General features: G+C 49.4%; 17 protein-coding genes. All 17 read right to left on the bottom strand.

Translation table 11 applies throughout. The annotated features are described in order from the left end of the window. Positions 1–169: 169 nt before the first annotated feature. Positions 170–1,168, bottom strand: coding sequence for a biotin--[acetyl-CoA-carboxylase] ligase (locus ACZOWY_RS11025; protein ID WP_484397745.1), 999 nt, complete (start codon positions 1,166–1,168; stop codon positions 170–172). A gap of 42 nt (positions 1,169–1,210) precedes the next feature. Beyond that, complete coding sequence (gene ftsH / locus ACZOWY_RS11020) at positions 1,211–3,070, bottom strand: ATP-dependent zinc metalloprotease FtsH (RefSeq protein ID WP_484397740.1); 1,860 nt, start codon at positions 3,068–3,070, stop codon at positions 1,211–1,213. Positions 3,071–3,117: 47 nt separating this feature from the next. Then, positions 3,118–3,660 (bottom strand): hypoxanthine phosphoribosyltransferase, encoded by a 543-nt coding sequence (gene hpt / locus ACZOWY_RS11015; protein WP_484397736.1) that lies wholly within the window; start codon positions 3,658–3,660, stop codon positions 3,118–3,120. 18 nt (positions 3,661–3,678) lie between these two features. Beyond that, positions 3,679–5,139, bottom strand: a complete 1,461-nt coding sequence (gene tilS, locus ACZOWY_RS11010) for a tRNA lysidine(34) synthetase TilS (RefSeq protein WP_484397730.1) — start codon at positions 5,137–5,139, stop codon at positions 3,679–3,681. Positions 5,140–5,220: 81 nt separating this feature from the next. Next, the gene (locus ACZOWY_RS11005) at positions 5,221–5,652 is read right to left on the bottom strand and encodes a S1 RNA-binding domain-containing protein (RefSeq protein WP_484397726.1); all 432 of its coding nucleotides are present in this window, start codon (positions 5,650–5,652) and stop codon (positions 5,221–5,223) included. Positions 5,653–5,730: 78 nt separating this feature from the next. Beyond that, positions 5,731–6,123 (bottom strand): FtsB family cell division protein, encoded by a 393-nt coding sequence (locus ACZOWY_RS11000; RefSeq protein WP_484397720.1) that lies wholly within the window; start codon positions 6,121–6,123, stop codon positions 5,731–5,733. Between the two features lie 94 nt (positions 6,124–6,217). Further along, positions 6,218–7,894 carry a nucleoside triphosphate pyrophosphohydrolase gene (gene mazG, locus ACZOWY_RS10995; protein ID WP_484397714.1) on the bottom strand — a complete coding sequence of 559 codons (1,677 nt, stop codon included), beginning with the start codon at positions 7,892–7,894 and terminating at the stop codon, positions 6,218–6,220. Between the two features lie 103 nt (positions 7,895–7,997). Further along, positions 7,998–9,569, bottom strand: a complete 1,572-nt coding sequence (locus tag ACZOWY_RS10990) for a putative polysaccharide biosynthesis protein (RefSeq protein ID WP_484397709.1) — start codon at positions 9,567–9,569, stop codon at positions 7,998–8,000. Between the two features lie 44 nt (positions 9,570–9,613). Beyond that, positions 9,614–12,883 (bottom strand): transcription-repair coupling factor, encoded by a 3,270-nt coding sequence (gene mfd, locus ACZOWY_RS10985; protein WP_484397702.1) that lies wholly within the window; start codon positions 12,881–12,883, stop codon positions 9,614–9,616. A 141-nt stretch (positions 12,884–13,024) separates the two neighbouring features. Further along, positions 13,025–13,327, bottom strand: a complete 303-nt coding sequence (locus ACZOWY_RS10980) for a hypothetical protein (protein WP_484397697.1) — start codon at positions 13,325–13,327, stop codon at positions 13,025–13,027. A 179-nt stretch (positions 13,328–13,506) separates the two neighbouring features. After that, positions 13,507–13,764, bottom strand: a complete 258-nt coding sequence (locus ACZOWY_RS10975) for an HPr family phosphocarrier protein (protein ID WP_484397692.1) — start codon at positions 13,762–13,764, stop codon at positions 13,507–13,509. A 37-nt stretch (positions 13,765–13,801) separates the two neighbouring features. Next, positions 13,802–15,451, bottom strand: coding sequence for a phosphoenolpyruvate--protein phosphotransferase (ptsP, locus tag ACZOWY_RS10970; RefSeq protein WP_484397687.1), 1,650 nt, complete (start codon positions 15,449–15,451; stop codon positions 13,802–13,804). Between the two features lie 137 nt (positions 15,452–15,588). Further along, entirely contained in the window at positions 15,589–17,205 is a 1,617-nt protein-coding gene (locus ACZOWY_RS10965) for a CTP synthase (RefSeq protein WP_484397751.1), read from the bottom strand. Positions 17,206–17,391: 186 nt separating this feature from the next. Further along, positions 17,392–19,050: an arginine--tRNA ligase gene (gene argS / locus ACZOWY_RS10960; protein ID WP_484397682.1), complete on the bottom strand. Its 1,659-nt coding sequence runs from the start codon at positions 19,048–19,050 to the stop codon at positions 17,392–17,394. A gap of 107 nt (positions 19,051–19,157) precedes the next feature. Continuing rightward, complete coding sequence (locus ACZOWY_RS10955; protein ID WP_484397676.1) at positions 19,158–19,574, bottom strand: YwiB family protein; 417 nt, start codon at positions 19,572–19,574, stop codon at positions 19,158–19,160. 140 nt (positions 19,575–19,714) lie between these two features. Next, positions 19,715–21,259: a sodium/proline symporter gene (locus tag ACZOWY_RS10950; protein WP_484397670.1), complete on the bottom strand. Its 1,545-nt coding sequence runs from the start codon at positions 21,257–21,259 to the stop codon at positions 19,715–19,717. A gap of 123 nt (positions 21,260–21,382) precedes the next feature. Further along, a complete protein-coding gene (locus ACZOWY_RS10945) occupies positions 21,383–21,820 on the bottom strand; it encodes a hypothetical protein (protein ID WP_484397665.1) in 438 nt (145 codons plus the stop codon). Between the last annotated feature and the right edge of the window lie 88 nt (positions 21,821–21,908).

The raw sequence follows: 21,908 nt of genomic DNA, 5'->3' as shown, positions 1-21,908 counted from the left end.
AGGCTGCGGGGCTTAGGTAGGTGTTTTGCATTGCTTGAAATGAGTTTTAAAAACTAGTGTTTTTTACTCATTGGTGTCTTGACATTTTACCGCTGGACTTACCGACCATAAAAAATGTTGTATGTAATTACAGCCTTAACAATACTTATAAAACGCAAACACATAAGAATCAGGAATACTGTTTCCCCTTAGCTCCTGCAGGACGGATGGAAACATCCCCTGCAATGACCTTTTCCAATGTTCCGTCCTCTTTTCTGACTACCAGCAGACCTTCTTTGTCAATATCCACAGCTGTTCCAAAATAGGTTTTATCAGGAGCAATTACTTTTACTGCCTGTCCTATGGTATCAGAGTACTTCCTCCACTCATCCAGCACCGGTCCAAATCCCTCTTTTAAAACGGTCTCATACAGTTCTTCAATATTTTTAAGGTAATCAGCCAGGATCTGTACACGATGAATCGGTTCCTGTGCAACATCCGCCACCGAAATGGCCAAATCTTTCAGTTCTTCAGGAATCAGGGATTTGGGTACATTGGTATTGATGCCTGTACCAATAACAATATAGTTAATCTTGCCAAATTCAGCGCTCATTTCTGTCAGGATACCTACCATTTTTTTCCCTTCTAACAGAACATCGTTGGGCCATTTGATTCTGGCATTGACACCTTTATATCTGTTAATTGCCTTAATAACGGCAACAGCCGCCAACAAAGTGCATTTGGAAGCTTCTGAAGGCATGAAGGGAGGCCGTAAGATTACGCTGCACCAGACCCCGCACCCCAAAGGCGAAAACCAGCCCCGGGACAGCCGCCCCTTGCCGTGGGTCTGTTCTTCCGCAACCACAACCAGACCGTCTGCACACCCCTGATCCGCCAGGCGCTTGCCCACTTCATTGCTGGAAGTGGCCTCTTTTAAATAATGGATATGATGCCCAATCCATTTTGTTTTCAGATGAACCGCGATTTCCTCCGGACTTACAAGATCCGGAGATTTATGTAAAATATAACCCTTCTTGGGAATCGATTCAATGTCATATCCCATATTTTTCAATGACTGGATATGCTTCCAGACCGCAGTACGGGAAATCCCAATCTTTGAGGAAATCTCCTCTCCCGAAACCGTTTCTGGCATACTTTCACGCAACAATCCTAAAATCTTCGAACGCATGATAACGCCTCCGCATTATATGATCATTAATTAAAACAAACGTTACACATCCGCTGACTGTAAACCTGTCTCACCGGCGATCTGCTCATTAGCCTGCAATACAGAACCGTCCTCTGTCAGATATCCCTGGTTCATAAGTTCCTGCAACTGCTTTCCATCCAGTGTTTCTTTCTGCATAAGGGTCTCTGCAATCAGCACCAGTTTATCCATATTATCCAAAAGAAGCTTTTCAGCCCCTTTGTAGGCTTCATCCATCAGACGGCGAACCTCTTCATCAATGACAGCTGCCACTTCATTGCTGTACTTTTCTCTTGCAATATCCCTGCCTAAGAAGACTTCTTCTTCCGGATGTCCGAACGTCATAGAACCCAGACGGTCGCTCATGCCGTACTGGCAAACCATTTTTCGGGCCAGTTCGGTAGCCCGCTGTAAATCACTGCTGGCCCCGCTGGAAATATCCTTCAGGACAATGGCTTCTGCTACCCGTCCGCCCAGAAGCATCTGTAATTCATCCAGCATTTCCGACTTTGTCTGGTAATTCCGGTCTTCTTTGGGAAGGCTCATGGTATAGCCACCCGCCCGGCCCCGGGGTATGATCGTAACCTTATGTACTACGCTCACATCATTGTGAAGAAGTCCAACCAGCGTATGTCCGGTCTCATGATATGCCGTCAGCTTTTTCTCAGGCTCGCTCACCAGATGACTGCGGCGTTCCGGTCCCATAACCACCCGCTCCGCAGCTTCATTCATAGCCTTCATGTCAATCATGGGAACATTGCGACGGGCTGTCAGCAGAGCTGCTTCGTTTACCAGATTTGCCAGATCCGCCCCGGTAAAACCGGTAGTCTGTTTGGCAATGGTAGCCATGTCAACATCCGGCGCCATGGGTTTTCCTTTAGCATGCACCTGCAATATTGCTTCACGTCCCCGCATATCCGGACGATCTACTACAATCTGACGGTCAAACCGCCCCGGCCGTAGCAATGCATGGTCCAAAATATCCGGACGGTTCGTAGCCGCAATCATAATAATGCCTTCATTGATGCCGAAACCATCCATTTCAACCAGCAGCTGGTTCAGCGTCTGCTCTCTTTCATCGTGACCGCCGCCTACACCGGCGCCGCGCTGACGGCCCACCGCATCAATTTCATCTATGAAGACGATACAGGGCGCATTCTTCTTGGCCTGATCAAACAGGTCACGCACCCGGGAAGCACCGACACCTACAAACATTTCCACAAAGTCTGAACCGGAAATCGTGAAAAAAGGAACACCGGCCTCCCCTGCCACAGCACGGGCCAGCAGCGTCTTTCCGGTACCGGGAGGACCATACAGCAGCACACCTTTGGGAATCTTTGCGCCCAATGCATTATAACGCTGCGGATGTTTTAAAAATTCCACAACCTCTTGCAGTTCCTGCTTTGCTTCATCTGCACCGGCTACATCCTTGAATGTAATCTTATTTTTACTCTCATCATAGCGGCGGGCGTTACTCTTGCCAAAATTCATCATCCGGCTGCCTCCGCTGCTCTGGTTCATCAGCATAAACCAAAGGCCCACAATTAACACCATGGGAAGCAGCGTACTCAGCAATGTTGCCCACCAGGGAGTCTGTGGTGGCAGTTCTGCCTTGATTTCCACATCACGGGAACGGAGCGTTGAAATCAGAGTAGAATCATTAGGCGCAACCGTCGTAAAGGTCTTTCCGTCTTTTAACAGACCCGTAATAGAATTCTCACTAATCGTAACAGACCGTACCTCATCTTGCTGTACATGCTTCATGAATGCCGTATACGATATATCTGTCTTGCTTGCATTGCCGGCAGAATAATGATCCATCGCCCAAATTGCCGCAATTACAATTAATAAATAAAAGGCAACGTTTTTAAAAAATTTAAACAAAAACGTTTCCTCCTTTCCGAAGTACTCTAACCGAAATTCAAAGACTGTTAAGTCCGTGCATAAACCACCGGCTTCAACACACCAATATAAGGAAGGTTCCGGTAATCGCCCGCATAATCAAGGCCATAACCAACTACAAACTCATCCGGAATGGTAAATCCCACATAATCCGCATGCATACCATTCTGTCTGCGTTCTTCCTTATCGCACATGGCAATCGTTTTAACGGAAGCCGGTTTCTTGGTCTCCAACAGCGACTTAACTCTGGCAAAGGTCAGCCCCGTATCAATGATGTCATCCACCAGAAGGACATGCATGCCTGCAATATCATCCGCCACATCCAGTCGGACTGCTACGCTGCCGGAAGTAGATGTATTGTTTCCATAGGACGATGCCACCATAAACTCCATACGAACCGGTATGGACATGGCCCGGCTCAGGTCGCAGGCAAAGTAGGCTGCCCCTTTCAGAAGACAGATAATGATAACACGTTTCCCTGCATATTCTTTGGAAAGTTGTTCCCCCATCTCCTGTACTCTCTGCTTAATCTGTTCTTCCGTAATCAAAACCGCTTTTATATCTTCATGCATAAGAGACACCTTCCTTAATTATTTAATATTTATAAACAGCCAGCCCTCATCCCGGGCCGGGACTTCCATACTGCTTTTCTCTTCTTCCCATCGGGCATTGGCTATTCCGGGAATCCATACGATTTCATTCCCTGCTGCAGCGACTACCAGACGGTCTCTGTCTTCCACAGGCACCTTACGTTCAATCAGATACTTTTTCAGTGTTTTATGCCCGGTTCCTTTTAATGGGAATATCCTGTCTCCCGCCTGTCTGTAGCGGAACACCAGCGAATTCCCCAGCCTTTTCAACTGGCACAACGGGTAAATCATCTGTTTCCGGTATTGATATGCCGGCTTTTCTTTTTCAATACTAATCTGAACTACCCGATGGTCCGGAAAGAAAATTTCCAACATTCCTTTTCTGCTGTCAGATAAACCGGCGAAGTTACATTCCAAATTGACTGAATAGCTCCACGCAGTTTCCTCTTGCTGAACCTTTAATTTCCCTTCAGAGAATAATATTAGTTTACCATAAGAATATAATGCTTGCCAACTGCCTGGCAGTAAAATTTTTTTACCGCTGTCATGATTGATCAGTAACTGTTCCAAATCTTCCAGATTGACCCCGGATAATTCTCCCGTAGCCCCCGAAAGATGCCAGAACCGGCGCAACACCCTGAAGCGCAATGCTGCAGGGATGTCTTCCCATGAATCTGCCAACAAAACACCGTTCTGTGTTTCCGCTGGGAAAACCCACCTTTTTTTAAATTCTGCTTCAGCCAGTTTCTCCAAATAATCCCCATCGGTTTGAAGATGTTCTGCTGTCCTGCATAAAATATCCGTAACAGCTGGCGAAAAATCGCTTTTCAACAACGGAAACAGGACCTTCCTAATCCGGTTGCGCATGTAATGCAGATCCTCATTCGTTGCATCTTCCCGCCAAACGATTTCTCTGTCCCTGCAATATTTCCTCAGTTCTACCGCTGAAAGGGTCAAAAACGGGCGCAAAACCCTGTTACAGCGAAACCGGATAGCCCCCAGGCCACGTGTTCCCGAACCGCGCAGCAGGCGCAGCAGGAATGTCTCTGCCTGATCATCCTTCTGATGTGCTGTAAGAATAAAGTCAGCTCCTGTTTCCTCCGCACATTGTATAAGCGCCTGATAACGAAGTCGCCGTGCAGCATCTTCCAGGGACAGTTTTTCATTTTTTCTTAATTCCTGTGCATCAACATGCCTGCAACAGAATATCATGCCCCTTTTCCGGCAAAACTCTTTAACATAAGCCGCATCTTCCAGGCTTTCTCTACCCCGGATTCCATGCTCTACATGACACACAGTAAAGCTGAATCCACAGCATTGTAACGCATCAGCCAGAGCCAGGGAATCCGCACCACCGCTCACTGCAGCCACATATTTTTTTGTTACATCCAGCGTTTCCCTTAAAGTACGGCAAACTTTTTCAGACACAGTTTCTTTCATAATCATCCCATATTCTGCCATTGGTCTGCTTACGGCCACACCCTGTTGCCTGGCAATTATACCTGAAAAACAAAAAAGGCACCCGTACTGAGTGCCAGATTTTTACCGATCACGGCTCGCACCACGGCCTCCACGCTTGGATTCCGTATTTCTGCGCAGATCCAACAGACGATCATCACTGTCTTTCATAAACTTGGATAATTTGTCTTCAAAAGACAACGGACCTGCCTGGCGGGGAACCCGCTTCTCTACAGCAGGTGCTTCTTTGGGCCTGACAGGCTTTGCAGGAGTTTCCGGTTTTTCTTCAAGCTGTTTCAAAGAAAGCGCTATCTTTCCGCGGGCGTCAATTGACAGCACTTTAGCCCTGACCTTCTGATGCTCTTTTAAATAGTCGTGCACATCCTTTACATATACATTGGATACCTCGGAAATATGAATCAGCCCGACTTTTCCTTCGGGAAGCTGAAGAAACGCGCCAAAATTTGTAATGCCGGTCACTTCACCTTCTACGACAGCTCCAATTTCAATTGCCATAAAACTAAAAATCCTCCTGCTCTAAAAATAAGACTTCTTAATTTTACCATCAGAAAAGAATCAGTGTCAATAAAAATGCTAATTTTCAGCCTTTTTTTTAGTACTTTCTACCTTATCCTGCTTTTCTTTTGGTTCTTTTTCATCTTCTGTAACCTTTTTATCTTCCTGTTCCACTTTATCCTTTACTATAAAAATAGGCACTTCATCCTTTTTTACATAATTATGATCCTCACGTGCCAGTTTTTCAATATACTTAGGATCATACAGCCGTTTCCTCTCGGCTTCCAGATCTGCCTGCACTTTCTGCAGTTCCTCTACTCGTTTCTGAGTTGCTTCCGTCTCCTTCTGTATCTGGTAAATTTTATATTCCTGCCGGCCTAAAATCGCGACAAAGATGATAACCAGGACAATCAGTACCCGTCGGAAATCTCTTGCTATCCGGTTTTTCTTTTCATTATCACGAGCAGCCATGCCATTCACTCCCCTCATGGAAAAACCTGTTGTAGTTTAGTATAACAAAAAAACAGAAGACAGGCAATGCCTGTCTTCTATATGTATTGCAAACTTAATCAGCCGTTACTTCGTTTTCTTTTGCTTCATCCCAGAACCGGTCCAGTTCCTCCAGAGAATACTCATTCCACGCTTTTCCCGATTCCGTCACGCGCTTCTCCACATGCGCAAAACGTGTTGCAAAGCGGTTGTTACAACGATTTAAAGCCGTTTCACTTTCCAGTCCCAGATGACGGGCAAAATTAACAAGCGAAAAATACAGATCGCCTAATTCCCATTCCATTGCTTCCTGATTCTGTAAAGCCGCAGCTTCACAGAATTCTTTCCATTCTTCCAAAACCTTTTGCTTTACGTCTTCCGTTTCTGTCCAATCAAACCCGACCTTGGCAACCCTTCTCTGTATTTTATGGGCCCGCAGCAGGGAGGGAAGCCCTTTATAGATACCATCAAGCACCCGCTTCCGTTCCGGTTTTTCCTGCAGCTTGATCGCCTCCCAATTGGTGAGCACTTCATCACTGTTGGATACCTTGACCGTACCGAATACATGGGGATGCCGCTCTATCAGTTTATCCGTCACGCCGTCAATGACATCCTGCAGGGTAAACATTCCTTTTTCCTCCGCCATGCGGGCATGGAATACCACCTGCATCAGGATGTCCCCCAGTTCTTCTGCCATACCATGAGGATCTTTATCATCTACAGCTTCCAGAAACTCATAGCATTCTTCAATCAGGTTAGCACGGATCGTATCAAAGTCCTGCTCCCTGTCCCAGGGACAACCGCCAGGCTCACGTAATACCTGCATCACATCCGCAAGGGGGCGCACGTCAAAATTCGTTTTGCGTTTCAACAACGGGAAACGGTTCCAACAGCCTGTTACATCTGAAGCAGCGGTTTCCGATAATGTCCCGAAAGTTCTGCCAGCTGCTTCCTCCTTCATGTCTGAGAAAGAAGACCCATTTTTAACCTGATCATCTTCTCCGGATCCATCCATTCCATGAAGAACAGACCGCAACACCTCCTGCGGCTGACGGGGGATGAACACGCTGGTCAGATGGTCAATTTCAGACTGCCTGTCAATCTCAAAAAGCGGTACCTTACGGCAAATCTCATCGTCCAGTCCCAGATTGTGAAGAAAATACAGTTCCGTTTCGTCCGGCAGAACATCCATCAGGGAAAGCTTCATATCAGAAGCTACCATTTTATTATAAACCTGTGTCACCATCAGAGGGTACTGTCCCGCATCCGCCAGAGCCGAAAAGTCCTGGGCGTCGATAATCCGCAGACCGTCAATCGGATCGATACCCAGCGTTACATACGCAAGGTCCAAAAAACTCATGGCAGGTTTAACAGTCAGAGGGACACCGCATTTTTCCGCTTTTTCCCGCAGCAACACCACCGTCCGTTCCGCTACCAGCGGACTTCCGGGAACCGCATAGACCACATCTTTTTCCCTGGCCTGTTCTATTACAAAAGATGAAATTTTATCATACACTTCTTCAAATGTTGCTTCCTTTTCATACCATGCATCACAGGAAATATACGAAATACCGCGATGCTTTAATTCCGCAACAGTTGGATGGATTTCCGTCCGCAGGATTACAAACCGTTCTTCCAGCAGTTTTAATGTTTCCAGAGACAGATGTCCGGCAGCTCCAGGTCCCAGGCCTACAACAGTCAGTGTTCCTTTTATATTACTTTTTTCACAGTTGATTTTATTTTCCGGCTCCATACATACAACCTCCGTCCGCTCTTTTAATTTTAACGTCTTCTGTTTTTCAACACATTTCAAAGTATATCTGCCTGTTATAGTACGCAATACCTTGCACTATCTATCAAAAAATTTTCCGTATAAGTTTTCCGATTACCGGCAGTTGCAACGCTTCTTCCCGGGTCAGGCAGCCCAACAGCACCAGTGCAGCTCCGTAAACCAGAACCGATACAACCATACCGATAAATAAAGCAACAACGACACTTCCCTTATCCATAAAGAACAAGGATGCCATTTTTCCAGCAAGCCCCATACCAATCGAAGCCAACAGAATTTTCATGCTTTCTCTGACAGGAAACGGAATCCCGTTACGGTACAGGAAAAAGATATTGATGGCAGCTACCATGGCAAAATTAAGGTTCGAGGCCCAGGCCGCGCCCAAAATATGGAAGGCAGCCACAGAGGTGAACTGCCAGACCGCTACGGCCTTTACTACGGCGCCGAACAGCATATTCCACATGGGGATAGCCGTTTTCCCTATCCCCTGCAACGCTCCTGTAGTAACCTGGAAAATTCCCAAAAAGGCAATGGACGGAGCCAGATGGGCAATTACGGACGCCGCTTTCATCGTACCGTATAATGTGCCGGATATGGGGCCGGCCAGCGCCCACATCCCCACAGAGGCCGGAGCCACTACAAGCACACAGATTTTAAATGCAGATGCCGTTTTGCGCAACACTTCATCAGATAACCGCAGCGCACAGGCTTCCGAAACTGCCGGCACGAGGCTGGCCGCCAACGACATGGAAGGAATCGTTGCCATCATCATCAGAGGCTGGGCCATACCAGTAAGATAACCGAACAGCGTAGTAGCCGATTCCACGCCAAAACCTGCCCTTCCCAGCCCATTCGGAACCAGAAGCATATCAATACTGCTGGTAACCGGTATCAGCAGGTTTGCACAGGAAACAGGAACAGCCAGTAAAACCAGCCGTTTAGCGATAGAAGACACGCTTTCTTCCACGGTTTCTGCCTGCCCCGCAATTTTTTGTTTCCAGTCCTTGCGGGCCTTCCGATAAAACCAGGTAAGCACAATCAGTCCTGTCAGTCCGCCCGGCACCGCACCAAACGCTGCGCCGGCAGCTGCATATTCCAACCCACGGGGAAGGAAAAAATAAGCCAGACCGACCATAACAAGTACGCGTATCATCTGTTCCAGAATCTGGGAAACAGCCGGAGGCGTCATCATCTGGTAACCCTGAAAGTAGCCCCTGAAGCTTGCCAGTATACTGGAAAAGAAGACTGCAGGCGTCAATACAACCAATGCATAATACGCCCGGCTGTCACGGAGCCACCCGCTACTTACGAGATAACCGGCCAGCCCGTACAGAGTCAGGGCAAAAAACAAACCAAATACTGCCATCAGCCCTAACGTAACCTTAAAAATCCGATGGGCCTGAGCGTAATCATTTTTGGCCACCTTTTCTGCCACAATAATGGAGACCGCCACCGGCACGCCGGCCGAACAGATTGAAAGCATCAGAAGGTAAACAGGATAAGCCATCTGATATAAACCGATACCCTCACCCCCTAACAAGCGGGACAGCAGGATGCGGTTCACTGAGCCAATGACCTTAACCATCAGTCCGGCGACAGTTAAAATCAGCGCTCCTTTCAGAAATTTATCCTTACCCATTTTCGGCTCCCATCACAAATATATCTAAAACTACATATTTACATTTATTTTATCAGTTTGACCAGATTCTTTTCAAGCCAGTCCAGCGGCTCGATTTCCAACCGGGATGTGCGGAACACCAGCACATTTTCCCTTCCTGGAAGCAATTGCATATAACGATTGTTCTTTTCCGCCATTTTTACCAACGCTTCCCCGTTAACCTCCGAATGCTGCGCAAAGGTAACGCGGATCATACCTGCACGCACACTGATCCGGAGGATTTTCAGCTTGCGGCATACCGCCCTTACCTTGGCCAGGCGCCATAACAGTTCCACTTCTTCCGGCGGTGTTCCAAAACGGTCGATAATTTCATCCAGCAAATCCTCTTCCCCACCCCAGGCCAGTTCTACAAAACGGCGATACAATTCCAGCTTGTAACGGGGATTGGCAATATAGGAATCCGGAATATACGCATTCAAAGGAATTTCCAGAATAGGATCGGGCTCCCGCTCCACATCCGCAGAATTGTTCTGAAGCCGTTTGATAGTCTGCTCCAGCAAATCGCAATACGCGGCAAAACCGATACCGGCAATATATCCGTGCTGCTGCGGCCCCAGCAAGTTACCTGCGCCGCGGATTTCAAGATCCCGCATGGCTATCTTGAACCCGGCGCCCAATTCTGTAAAATCGCGAATAGCCTGCAGCCGTTTGGATGCCACTTCGCTGAGGGACTTGTTTCGTCTGTACATAAAGTACGCATAGGCCAGACGGGAAGATCGTCCTACACGGCCCCTCATCTGGTAAAGCTGGGAAAGTCCAAAGTTTTCCGCCCCTTCCACGATGATGGTATTAGCCAGGGGCACGTCCAGTCCGTTCTCCACAATGGTAGTACACAGCAACACATCGCAGCTGCCTTCATAGAACGAAATCATAGCCTCTTCCAGCCGGTCTTCGCTCATCCGCCCATGACCGACACGCACCTGGATGCCCGGCACCAGTTTATTCAGCCGCTCTGCAATAGCAGGAAGCCCGGCGATGCGGTTATGTATATAATAAATCCGGCCGCCCCGACGCAATTCCCGTTCCAATGCTTCTTTAATCATGCCTTCGTCATATTCTGCCACGTACGTTTCCACCGGCAGACGGTCTTCCGGCGGCGATTCAATCAGACTCATATCCCGGCTGCTGACAAGGGCCATGTGCAACGTTCGTGGAATCGGCGTGGCAGACAACGCCAATACATCAATGCCCTTCTTCCACTGTTTAATCTTTTCCTTCTGGGCCACACCAAAGCGTTGCTCTTCATCAATAATCAGGAGTCCAAGGTCATGAAACACCACATCCGCCTGTAACAGCCGGTGGGTTCCAATAATCATATCAATATGGCCCTGTTCCAGTTTTTTCAGTGTCTGACTGATTTCCTTTCCGGCAACAAACCGGCTCACCATAGCAATCCGTATACCAAAAGGTTCCAGTCGTTCCCGGCATGTAAGCATATGCTGCTGTGCCAGTACCGTCGTCGGCACTAACAGCGCAACCTGTTTTCCATCCATGACTGCTTTAAAAGCCGCCCGCAGAGCCACCTCCGTTTTACCATAGCCCACATCGCCGCACAAAAGCCGGTCCATGGGAATTGGTTTTTCCATATCTGCCTTAATCTCCTCAATCGCCTTCAGCTGATCCGGTGTTTCCTCAAAGGGAAACCGTTCCTCAAACTCACGTTGCAATTCCGTGTCCGGCGAATAGGCATATCCGTTGGTAATCTTTCGCAGCGCATACAGGCGGATCAGTTCCTCCGCCAATTGGGTAATAGCCGTGGAAGCTTTGGTTTTCATCCGTTTCCAGTCTGCGCCGCCCATTCTGGAAAGCCTGGGGGTAATCCCCTCACTGCCCACATACTTGTGCAGACGGCCGACCTGATCTACCGGTACATACAGCCTGTCGCTGCCCGCATACTGTAACAGCAGGTAATCCCGGTGCATACCGTCCACCAGCATGGTTTCCACTCCAATATAACGGCCGATGCCGTGTATATCATGTACTACATAATCGCCGCCCCTGATATCGGTAAAATACTGAATCTGAGCGCCTTTATGTTTTGATTTGAAGCGATGGCGCCGCTGCAATCCGTAAATATCGTTTTCGGTCAGCAGCAACCAGTCTTCATTCCAGAACCGGAAGCCGTTGAACAGTTCCCCAAATCCGACATTTACTTTATGAGCATCTTCCGGCCCGTCCTCCAGACAAACAGACGGTATCCCCCGTTGTTGCAGGCTCTCCGCTATCCCCCTTGCCTTAAGCACCGTATTCATCATGATGTAGGGCTGGACCCCTCCGTCCAGCAGATTCTGCAAATCCTCGATCAACCGGTCGATACTGCGGTTATAGGAGGTAACCCTGCGTACCGGCACCTGCATATGGATAAAATCCGTAAAGCAATTGGTATCCAAAGCAGAAACTGCAACTCTGGCCTGCTTTTCTTCCATCTCCCAAATCTCATCCGGGTTCCACAGTTCGTCCTGATACGTCAGCCCTTCTTTATACAAATGTGTCAGCGTTTCCTTCATCTGCATGGGTTCATCTATGACAAACAGCGTATCCGCCACCCCATAGTCCCTCAGGTACGCATCAAACCTGTCTTCATTCTGTACGTTCAGTGGAGCGATTTTCAGATTATCGACATTTCCCAGCGAACGCTTTGTTTCCATATCATACAGACGGATACCGTCAATGTCTGCGTCAAACCACTCAATACGGGCGGGGTTCGGACTGTTCAGGGGAAATACATCGATGATGCCACCCCGTACCGAAAATTGTCCGATAGTATCTACCTCATCGGTGCGTTCATACCCAATGGCAGCCAGTTTTTCAATAATCTGTCCCTGTTCCATCGTCTCGCCTGTCGTAAGCACCAGACTGTTCCGGGACATCCTGGACGGACGTGCCTGCTTCTGCAGCAACGCTTCTGCTGTAACGAACACGATTCCCTTTTCTTCGCCACCGATCATGCGCAGGGCAGCCGCCCGCCCTGCCTGGATTTCCAGATTCCGGGTATCTGCCTGTACCCTGGGCAGATTCGTGGGATAAAACTCCTGTACCGGCACTTCCGGATACAAATAAGAAAACGTCTGCCTGTACTCCCTCACCGCGTCGCGTCCGGATACCAGAAGCACCAGTGTTTTCGCCTTCACTGCCTGTTGCAGGGCGCACAAATACAAGGCTTTGACAGTTCCGTCCAGCCCTGAAAGTACACATCCTTTTCTTTTTTTATACAACATCGCTGCGGCCTTCAGTTCCTTTACCGCAGCCAGGCGTTCCAATAAGCGTTTTTTCATGAATATTAATGTCCCAAGCTAATCACAAAAAGAGGTCAGGGCAAGGCCGTGACCTCTGTAATATGGTAACACAAATTATTACTAAACTCAACGTTGAATGAAGATCGTTTTACGGAAAATTCACATCACAGAACCCTTTCGCTATTTTCCCAGCTTCGCTTCAATAGCCGCCAGCCTGGCTTCCAACTTCGCATTCTGCTCTTTGATAGCTGCATTTTCCGCTTCCAGGGTTTGAATCTTTGCTTCCTGCTCCGCATTAGCTTTCATCTGTTCTTCCAGCACTGCTTCCTGTACCCTCAGCTGCTTTGCCATCACTGCCTTGCTCGTAGTAAAGCCTTTATCCAGCGCAATAGAGATACCTGCGTTCACCATGCTCTCACCATTGCCCATGCTGCCGCCGATGCTGAACATCAGGTTATCCTGCGGACGGTAGAACAGGCCCATGTCCCGTATAATATGATCGTCAATGACAGGGCCAGGACGATCCCCAGCCCTATCATGAAATACTTTTTCATAGGTACCCCCATATAATGAAATGTAACCGAATAAAGAAATTTCTAATCATTTCATTATATCACAAAAAAAGAAGCTGCCAAAGCAGCTTCCCGCTTTATACCGTTTTCTTACAGATTTTCTTTCAGGAATGCCTCCAACGCTGCGGCAGCTGCCGCCTCATCAGCACCTTCTGCTGCCACGGTGATCGTTTCTCCCTGTTTTACGCCCAGGCCCATCACAGCGAAAAGTTTCTTCAGGTCAGCTTTCTTCTCTCCTTTAGCTGCCGTCAGGCTGCTGGCAAACTTTTTGGCTTCTTTAACCAGTGCTCCCGCCGGCCTCGCATGGATTCCCACCGTATCTGTAATCGTATAAGTGAATGTTTTCATCGACGCATCCCTTTCTTTTATACTGCTGTAACGAATGTCACTCTGCTCTTTTCCTGCTTTCATCCCGTAAATCCAACTGGAGCACTTTGTTCCGCAGCGGTAATATGCTGGCGGCAGGAACTGAAAGCTCATCAATGCCCATTCGCAAAAACGTTTCCGTCAGAGACAGGTCGGCACCCAGCTCGCCGCAGATGCCCACCCAGATACCCTCTTTATGTGCATTTCGCACCGTCATCCCGATAAGCCGCAACACCGCCGGGTGATGGGGATCAAAAAACGCGCCCAGCCTGGTTTGCTGCCGGTCAATGGCCAGCGTGTACTGGGTCAGGTCGTTGGTTCCCAGGCTGAAGAAATCCACTTCTTTGGCCAGCTCGTCGCTGATCAGGGCCGCCGCCGGTGTTTCAATCATTATTCCGGTCTCAATGGATCCGGCACAGGGGATCCCTTCCGTTTTAAGCTGTGCCATTACCTCCCGCAGCAATGCCCTGGCCTGCCGTACCTCGTCCAAGGAAATAATCATAGGGAACATGATTGCCAGATGTCCGTAAACAGAAGCCCTGCATAAGGCCCGCAGCTGGGTTTTGAAAAGTTCCGGCCGGGTCAGGCAGAGACGTATGGCCCGCAGGCCAAGTGCCGGATTTTCTTCCGGATCAAGCGCAAAGTAGTCTGCCTTCTTGTCCGCCCCGATATCCAGCGTACGGATCACTACCCGTTTGCCCCGCATGGTTTCCAATACCTCTTTGTAAACAGCAAATTGTTGCTCTTCCGTGGGGTAATCGTCGTTTTCAAGATACAGGAACTCGCTCCGGAACAGACCGATGCCTTCCGCGTCACCGTCAATCACACCCGGCAGATCCGCCATATGGCCCGCATTGGCGTACAGCAACACGTTCTGCCCATCCCTGGTCACACTTTTCTTGCCCCGGACCTGCTCCAAAAGCACCCGTTCCTGCTGTTCCTTCTCATGTTTTTCCCGCATAACGGCTAGAGTTTTCTCATCCGGATCCACATACACTGTCCCGGTAAAACCGTCTACAACTGCCGTTTTCCCATTCCATTCACGGTCAGGATCCGCCCCGGTTCCGATTATCATGGTAAGGCCCAGGTTCCTGGCCAGAATAGCCGTATGGGACGTGGAGCTCCCCGCGGACAGCACAACGCCCAAAATCTTGTCTGTGTCCAATTGCATCATCTCGCCGGGAGCCAGGTCATCTGCTGCCAGGATCACCTTATCGCTGACAGAAAAGGAATCCGGTATCCCGCGCAAAACCCGGCCCACCCGTTGCGAAATGTCAAGCACGTCTACAGCCCGTTCCCGCAAGTACTCATCCTCCATACCGCGGAACATGGCAGCCAGCTCTTCCGCTGTCTGCGCAACGGCGGCTTCCGCACTCAGCCCTGCTTCCCGGATGCGCTCTTCCACGCCCTCCGTATATTCGTCGTCCTCCAGCATCATCTGGTGAATATCAAATATAGCCGCGTCTTCCTCTCCCACCGTTGCCAGCGCTTTGTCATAGAGACGACGCAGCTGCGCAAGGGCTTCCGCCCGGGCCGACCGGAAACGGGCCAGTTCTGTTTCCGGGTTCCGTACGCCTTTAACTTCTGCACCGGTCATATTTCGTTGAAACACCGCCAGCGGCCCGATGCAGATTCCACCACATATTGGCTTTCCTGTTATCGTAAGCATAAAGTCTCACCTCTTTTGCTCCCGCTGTTCCAGACCATGCCGTGAGATATTCGGCAATTAAAGTCATGTGTCACAGTATCTTTTCTAAAAAACACCCTCACTCCAAAACCATGTTCAGAGTGAGGGTCTGGATCTACCTATTTTTCAAGCGTTAACGCTGCCGCAATAAAGTCACGGAACAACGGGTGTGCTTTTGTAGGTCGGGATTTGAATTCCGGATGGAACTGGCAGCCCAGGAACCAGGGATGTTCCGTCTGCGGAAGTTCTACAATTTCTACCAGACGGTCGTCCGGGGAAATGCCGCCCAGCACTAGACCGTGTTCAGTCAGAACGTCCCTGTATTCATTATTAAATTCATAACGGTGACGATGACGTTCATACACCAGCGGCTGTCCGTACGCTTTATCCGTCAGGGTGCCTGGATATACCTTGCAGGGATACAGACCCAGGCGCATGGTACCGCCTTTGTCTTCAATGTCAACCTGATCCGGCATCAGGTCGATCACCGCCGGAACCTCAGCCTTGAACTCGCTGCTGTTGGCGTCTTTCAGGCCGCAGACATTCCTTGCGAACTCAATGACCGCGCACTGCATGCCCAGACAGATGCCAAAGAACGGGATTTTGTGTTCACGGGCGTAACGTACAGCGGAAATTTTCCCTTCGATCCCCCGGTCGCCAAAGCCTCCGGGAACCAGAATGCCACCTACACCTTTAAATACTTCGTCCAGATCGGTATCTTTCGCTTCAATATGCTCCGCATTTACCCAGCGGATATCCAGCTCTGCTTCATTATGCAGGGCCGCATGCTTCAGAGACTCCGTGATACTGATATAGGCGTCCTGCAGTTCTACGTATTTGCCAACGACGGCAATAGTCACCTTCTTGTCGTAATGTTTCAGAATCCGTTTCACCATGTCGTGCCAGCCGGACATATCCTTCGGTTTTAATGGCATATCCAGCTTCTGCAGAACAATATCATCCATGTGCTGTTCTTCCAGCAGCTGCGGCACTTCGTAAATGCTCTTGGCCGTCAGGTTCTGGATGACCGCTTCCTTGTCCACGTCACAGAACATGGCCAGCTTGGCAATCATATCCTCGGACATGGGATGCTCGCTGCGGCATACCAGGATATCCGGCGTAATACCGATGCTGCGCAGTTCCTTGACGCTGTGCTGGGTGGGCTTCGTTTTCAGCTCCCCGGCTGCGCCGATATACGGAACCAGCGTCACATGGATGTACAGCACATCATTCTTGCCCACATCCTTTTTTACCTGGCGGATCGCTTCCAGAAACGGCAGGCTTTCAATATCGCCCACCGTGCCGCCGATTTCCGTGATCACGAAATCCGCATTGTCATTATTGCCTACCCGGAACACCCGGGATTTAATTTCATTGGTAATATGGGGAATGACCTGCACCGTACCGCCCAGATAATCGCCCCGCCGTTCTTTCGTAATCACAGACTGGTAAATTTTTCCGGTCGTCACATTGGAACTCTTGGACAGGTTGATGTCAATAAAACGTTCATAATGGCCCAGATCCAGATCTGTTTCGGCCCCATCGTCTGTAACGAATACTTCCCCATGCTGATACGGGCTCATGGTACCCGGGTCAATGTTAATATACGGATCAAATTTCTGTACCGTAACCTTATATCCTCTGCTCTTCAATAAACGGCCCAAAGAAGCCGCGGTGATTCCCTTTCCCAATGAAGAAACCACGCCGCCTGTCACGAAAATATACTTGGTAGCCATTGCTATACCCGTCCCTTCTGATCCGTAATCGTATACTTTGCCGACCAAAACACTTTACATATACAATTCCCGTTCGCAAAAATAAATTACATTTATCACTATTATAGAAATAAAATCAAGGAAACTCAAGTCAAAATTTACAGCCTTGCAAAATCCGTAAAATATTCCTGATTTACCGGCTGCATGTTACATTTTTTCCGGAGCGGATACGCCCAAAATAGACAAAGCGTGACGGATCACATGTCCCACAGCCATAACCATGGCCAGCCGCGCCTGCTGCAGTTCTTCGTTCACGCCCAGGATACGGCACTGATTGTAGGCAGAATGGAACAGACCGGCCAGGTCGTACACATAATGGGCCACCTGCTGCACCGCCCGTTCCTTTGCCGCTTCCGCCAGCATTTCCGGATACCCGCCCAGCTTTTTGATCAGGTCTACTTCCACCGGTTCCGTCAGCAGTTTATAGTTGCCAGTACCCCGCACGGTGATGCCTGCCTCCGCCACCTGCCGCATAATGCTGCAGATCCGAGCATGGGCATACTGCACATAGAATACCGGGTTGTCATTGGATTTTTTAACCGCCAGATCCAGATCGAAATCCAGCTGGCTGTCGATAGAACGCATCACAAAGAAGAACCGGGCTGCATCTGTGCCGACTTCATCGATCAGTTCGTTCAGCGTTACGCTCTGGCCGGTCCGCTTGGACATCTTCACTTCCTGCCCGTCCCGCAGCAGGCGCACCATCTGCAGCACCAGAATTTCCAGCTGTTCCGGCTTAAAGCCCATGCACTGCATGGCCGCCTTCATCCGGGCAATATACCCGTGATGGTCCGCGCCCCACAGGTTAATGACCCGGTCAAAGCCCCGGTTGAATTTATTGGTATGGTATGCAATATCCGCCGCGAAATACGTGGGTACGCCGTTGTCACGGATTACCACCCGGTCTTTGTCATCGCCGAATTCCGTAGATTTCAGCCACAACGCACCATCCCGCTTTTCCATATATCCTTTTTCCAGCAGATAATCACAGGCTTCCTTAATTTTATCTGCCTCGTGCAGTGTCTTCTCACTGAACCACACATCAAAATGAACATTAAAACGTTCCAGATCTTCCCTCAGCGCCGCCAGCTTTTCCTGATAGGCAATGGTTTTGAACTCTTCCAGCCGCTGCGCTTCATCCATCTGCAGGAAACGATCCCCGTACTTGTTGATGATGCGCTGGGCCGTATCAATAATGTCGTGACCGTGATAGCCGTCGTCCGGGAATTCACAGGGCTGCCCCAGCAGTTCCAGATACCGGGCGTTGACGGAACGGGCCAGGTTGTTCATCTGGTTGCCCGCATCGTTGATGTAATATTCCTGCTCCACATCGTAACCGGCTGCTTTCAGCAGATTGGACAGCGCGCTGCCTACCGCTGCGCCCCGGCCGTGCCCTACATGCAGGGGACCGGTCGGATTGGCGCTGACATATTCCACCTGGATCTTCTCGTCAGAAGCTTTGGGCAGGTTGCCGTAATTCTCCCCGGCTTCCACAATGTGGGCCAGCATATCGTACACCCAGTCCGGATTCAGATAAAAATTCAGAAAGCCCGGCCCGGCAATTTCCATTTTATTTACATAGGCGCAGTCCAGATGCTCCACAATATACTGGGCCAGCACGCGCGGATTGCAGCGCAGCGCCCGGGCCGACTGCATGGCAAAATTGGTGGCGAAATCGCCGAACTCTTTCTTGGGCGGCACCGTCAGCTGCACCTCCGGCAGCGTGCCACCTTTCACGACACCGTCAGCAATGGCAGCCTCTGCTGTTTTTATAATTGCGTCAGCCAAAATGGTCTTTATGTCCACGCTCTTAATCCTCCATTTATCTGTTCATCTTTCTTAAGGAAAACCCTGATTTATTCGTATGCACGGTCATCGCATAAACTCATTAAACCTGTGTCTCCCCAAATCAACTATCTTAAATCTACTGTAATTGCCGTGCTCATCCGGTTTACATCCGCAGCCGCATAGACAAGATCGTATTCCAGCTGTATCTTCCAGCCATAGGGCAGCTTTTTGACGCGCACCTTCTTTGTTTTCGTTTCAATGGGGATCATCAGGTACGGCGTCCGGTAATCTCCGGTGTAACTGCCACCTTCCGCAAATTCCTGATGCATTTCATACGCACCGTGCCGGATCAGGGAAACCTGGGATGCGTTCCACTTGACCGTGGTGGTCGTCCCCGCCAGGCCAGAAGCTTCCGTTTCCTCATACCGGGCATAACAGTACCCGTTTTTTTCAATAAAGGTTCCGGAGTTCACCGTTTCCAGCCGGGTCGTCCCGTCACTGTTGCGGGAAACGCCCGACACTGTAATTATTGCTTTCTGCATGCAGCCTCCGGGCTCGCTTCTTGGATTTCATAAATTTCTTAGTAAAAACTGTCACGGGTCATACAAAATCGTACTGCCCGGTGACAGTTTGTACGTACAGATTCATGACAAAAACGCATTGCAGTGTTACCTCTGCAATGTTATAAAGACTGTTCCATCTCTTCAAATTCCTTCATGACCTCTTCGTCCGGCGTAGTTATCAGGCTGACCCCGATCAGGACTGCCAGGCTCACCAAAAATGCCGGCAACAGTTCGTAGATTCCCCAGATACCGCCCATAGGCGCAACCAGGAACTTCCAGACGAAAATCATGACGCCACCGGCTACCATGCCGGACAACGCCCCTTCAAAAGTGGTCCGCTTCCAGAACAGGGACGCCAGCACCAGAGGCCCGAAGGACGCGCCGAAACCCGCCCAGGAGAACGCCACGATTTTAAATACATAACTGCCGGGATCCCGGGCGATAATGACAGCCAGTATCGCAATCACGATAACCGTGATCCGGGCCGCAAACATGCTCTGTTTTTTGCTCAGGGCCTTTTTATCCGAATTGGCCCGCACGGTACCCTGCAGAATATCCTGGCTTACGCTGGAAGCTGCCGCCAGCAACTGGGAATCTGCCGTAGACATGGTGCTGGCCAGAATACCCGCCAGAACCAGGCCGGCCCCGATGGCCATCAGCGCACCGTGTTCCGCGATGGTATTGGCAATCTGGATAATGATGGTTTCCGTATTGGCGTCCGTCAGGTTCTTCACCAGACCGGCACCGGTCATGGTTTTGCCCACGATACCGATGGCAATAGCTATGAACATGGCGATGACGACCCAGACAGAAGCGACCCGGCGGGACACGGCCAGTTTATTTTCGTCTTCAATGGCCATAAAACGGAGCAGAATATGAGGCATGCCAAAATAGCCGAGACCCCAGGCCATGGTAGAAACGATGGTCAGCAAAGTGTAAGGCGCCGCGCTGTTGGTCTTCACTGAATAAGTTTCCGTAAGGGCGAGATACCCCGGCAGCGCTTTGGCATTATCCAGCACTGCGTCTATGCCGCCCACCATTGAGGTGGAATAAAGCAGTACGAACAGCAGGGCGAATGTCATGATGATGCTCTGGACAAAGTCCGTGGTGGACGCTGCCAGAAAGCCGCCTGCTGCCGTATAAGATACAATGACCACAGCCGAAATAATCATGGCCGTCATGTAGTCCGCGCCAAACAGGGTTCCGAATAGCTTGCCGCAGGCCGCGAAGCCGGAAGCGGTGTACGGGATAAAGAAAATAACGATAATTGCCGCCGCAAAAGCGGTCAGGATATGACGGTCATCATGGAACCGCGCGGAAAAGAACTGAGGCAGTGTAAAGGAGTCCGTAATACGCGTGTAGATTCGCAGCCGTTTAGCCACAAACAGCCAGTTCAGGTACGTGCCTACCGCCAGGCCGATACTGGTCCAGGCCACATCCGCCGAGCCACACAGATAGGCTACCCCCGGCAGGCCCATCAGCAGCCAGCTGGACATGTCCGAAGCTTCCGCGCTCATAGCCGTTACCAGCGGCCCTAACTGCCTGCCTCCCAGATAGAAATCGGAAGCCGATTCATTCTTCTTTGCATAATAAAAACCAATCAATAAAACAAAAATCAGGTAAAACGCAATGGTCGCCACAATATAAAACAGATTTGAACCCATGATCAAAACCCCTCAAAATTCAAAATTTTGGAACTGAAAATGATATATGGACAGTGTACCACAAAACCCTAAAAAATAAAAGCGCCGCTTTACAGAAGCCGCGCTTTTCAAAACGATACACGATTACCGCATATTTTCAATAATATCCTCAAAATTATTGATCAGCAGCGGATGTCCGGTTACGCTTAGGTCGCGCAGTACATACCCGTAGGAATCATACCATGTGTCGGCCAGTTTCATTTCCAGGCCTTCCTTTTCAAACTCTTCCACCATTTTCAGGACAAAACGGTTTACTACACCTTCTTTATCCGTGTTCAGCGGAATAATACGGGTCTCCGGTTCAAATTCTTCAACTGTTAATTCCCAGCCTCCCGGGATAGGCGGTCGACGGTCTGCTTTAATAAAATAGTTTTTGGAAAAGCCAACATACGTGCCCATTGCATCAAACATTTTCGCCTTGATCAGCGGGTAGCCGTTTGCATTCCCCCATTTTACAATTGCCTCAGAGCACTCATTGTTGTGGATCACGCTTGGTAATTCGCCTTTTTTCACGACAGCCATTTATATATCCTCCTCTTCCTTATTGTTTATTTATTTATCTATTTTACATGATTCTGCTGATTATTTCAATTTGTCTTTACATTTTATT

The organism is Succiniclasticum sp., from assembly GCF_056977735.1.
This window is presented reverse-complemented; position numbering and strand designations above follow the sequence as displayed.